2 protein-coding genes and 1 rRNA gene are annotated in these 2442 nt (G+C 34.6%); 2 read left to right on the top strand and 1 reads right to left on the bottom strand.

Features of this window, described 5'->3' with window-relative positions; translation table 11 throughout:
- The first annotated feature begins 443 nt into the window (after positions 1–443).
- Both WBG45_RS07525 and WBG45_RS07520 read left to right on the top strand, forming a co-directional pair.
- Complete coding sequence (locus WBG45_RS07525) at positions 444–983, top strand: sigma-70 family RNA polymerase sigma factor (RefSeq protein ID WP_424413398.1); 540 nt, start codon at positions 444–446, stop codon at positions 981–983.
- Entirely contained in the window at positions 964–1953 is a 990-nt protein-coding gene (locus WBG45_RS07520; protein ID WP_424413397.1) for a DUF4179 domain-containing protein, read from the top strand. The genes WBG45_RS07525 and WBG45_RS07520 overlap by 20 nt, the downstream gene beginning before the upstream one ends.
- A gap of 364 nt (positions 1954–2317) precedes the next feature.
- On the opposite strand, the gene rrf is transcribed toward WBG45_RS07520, so the two are convergent.
- Positions 2318–2433, bottom strand: a 5S ribosomal RNA gene (gene rrf / locus WBG45_RS07515).
- Positions 2434–2442: the final 9 nt, after the last annotated feature.

Below are 2442 nucleotides of genomic sequence, written 5' to 3'. Positions count from 1 at the left end.
AGTAGTAAAACTAATGAGCATGGATACCCATGACCGATTCATTAAACCATATAAAAATGCAATAAGCGCAACTACAACTGAGACTTGCCACAAAAATCCAACCAAATTAAATGTACTCATGCAATCATCACCTCTACTTTATCTTATTATTTATTCAAGAATAATATTCAAAGAGACATTGTTTAACAGAATGAAAAATCATATGGATTCAGCAATGAAATTCGTTTTTTTTCTTAACCTGTTATTCTCTACACATAATATTTTGCCTCTTATTAACATCCTCATCCTTTATAATAAAAGCTATCTTCGTATTCTACTAAAACAAAAACTATTTAGATGGTTATCTTACTTTCATCATGATTAAAATAGATTATTAATAATTCAATACTTTTGAAACCTTTGTACATAGTTGGTGGCTCTAATAGTTGAAAGGAGGTTAAAAATTGAAACAGATTAACCTTGTACTTAATGCCATTAAAGGTGATGAACATTCTTTTGAGACTTTAATTACCCAAGAGAGTGACAAGCTATATAAGATTGCTATGCTTCATGTCAGAAATAAGGAAGACGCACTTGATGTTATCCAAGATACGGTCTATAAAGCTTTTATCTCTATAGGTCAACTTAAAAACCCTGAATTTTTCAGTACATGGCTAGTAAAAATTTTAATGCGATCATGTTATTCGCTTCTAAAAAAGAAGAAAAAAACCTTGTTACCAGGAGAAATGGCTTTAAGTGGGATGTTAGAAAGCGTAAACCAAAAAGTTGAACTTGATGTTGATTTACCTCATGCGCTCTCTAAGTTAGAACCCCATTATCAAACAGTTATCATTCTATTTTATTTTCACGACTTATCCATACAGAGTATTGCAGAATCATTGGAAAAACCTGAAGGAACAATAAAGACTTATTTAAGACGAGCAAGAATCGAATTAAAAAAAGTGATTGAGGGAGGCAATATTTATGAGCAAAGACTGGTTTAATGAACAAATTGAAAAAATAGAAGTTCCACGAGATGATGTATACTGGGCTATTCATAAAGGAATAGAATTAGGGAGAAAAGAAAAAAAGAAGAAAAAATGGCTTTCAGGACTACGAAAAACTTCCTTTATTACATCATCAGCGGCATCCATCTTATTAGTTTCAGGATTAATTTTTTCTCCAGTCTCGCAAGTGCTTGCTAGTGTCCCTATTATTGGTGGACTGTATGACAACTTTAATTCTGGAATGGGTAAAGAACTAACTGCCACTCAGCTTGTAACAGAGCTCAACGAGAAGGCTACCAGTAATGGGATAGACGTAACATTGACTAGTGCATCCTATGATGGGTACGTCATTGGCTTCACTTTTAAGGCTAATGGTGAAGATATATCAGTAAATTCTAATCAAGATATAGGACCAGAAGCAGGCTATTCCTATCATTTGTTCGATGGAATTGATAATAAGCAGTGGGGCGGAACAACTGAAGGATTGACGAAAAAGGGCAACTCTTATATTGGCGCATTTTCATTGGAATATCCAGAAAAAGAATTGCCAAAAGAATTAACTATACCATTGGTATTCACTCACATTGGCGGAAAGGATGGGGAATGGAAATTTAATGTGCCAGTCCAACAAATTCCCGTAAATGAAATCGAGTCAAATACGATTACGTCATCTACTGACGGTACCTATACGTTCCAAATGGAATCATTAATACGTGGAGAAGCAACAACTATTATCAACTACCATACGACTATACCTGAGTTTGTAAGCAAGGATATATTTCATCTTAAAGTAGTGGATGATCATGGAAATGAACTTTCAAGCAGTGGAGTTAATTCACAAATTGCTACATTTTCTGAAAAGGTTGATGAAGATGCAAAATATCTAATGATTTATCCTGAGTTTTCTAACTCTCAAGGAAAACGAGTAAGTTTAAATCCAATAAAAATTAATTTAGAGGAAAATTAAAATAATTGGTTTATGCAGGGCTGAGATAATCTCAGCTCTCTTTTTTTTAAAAGTATATTAAAGAATACTTATGATATTGTGATACAAGTGAAAAATTATATTTGCTCCTAGCATACTGCAAGAGCCTGAGCCAACATGGATAAGTACATGGTGTGCATACTTGTTAGCTCGACCTGAATGTCCAAGTTTACGGTATACAACAGTTACTTTAATAGATTTTATTTTAAGTAAGTAATTTTAAACACAGAGACTCGTCCCTTTGTTTCCTCGAACTCTTTGTTCCTCCTCTTTCTCGCACACCTTCGACTAAATCGAAAAAATAAATACAAAAAAACCAGTACCTTTCGGTACCGGCTTCTCATTTGCCTAGCGACGTCCTACTCTTGCAGGGGGAGACCCCCAACTACCATCGGCGCTAAAGAGCTTAACTTCCGTGTTCGGTATGGGAACGGGTGTGACCTCTTTGCCATTATCACTAGACTTATTGAG

The sequence above is a fragment of the Paenisporosarcina sp. genome (assembly GCF_049671445.1).
Lineage (GTDB): Bacteria > Bacillota > Bacilli > Bacillales_A > Planococcaceae > Paenisporosarcina.
This window is presented reverse-complemented; position numbering and strand designations above follow the sequence as displayed.

Excerpts from the sequence above, each read along its gene's own strand:
- WBG45_RS07520 (WP_424413397.1), top strand. The coding sequence starts at position 964 with ATGAGCAAAGACTGGTTTAATGAACAAATTGAAAAAATAGAAGTTCCA.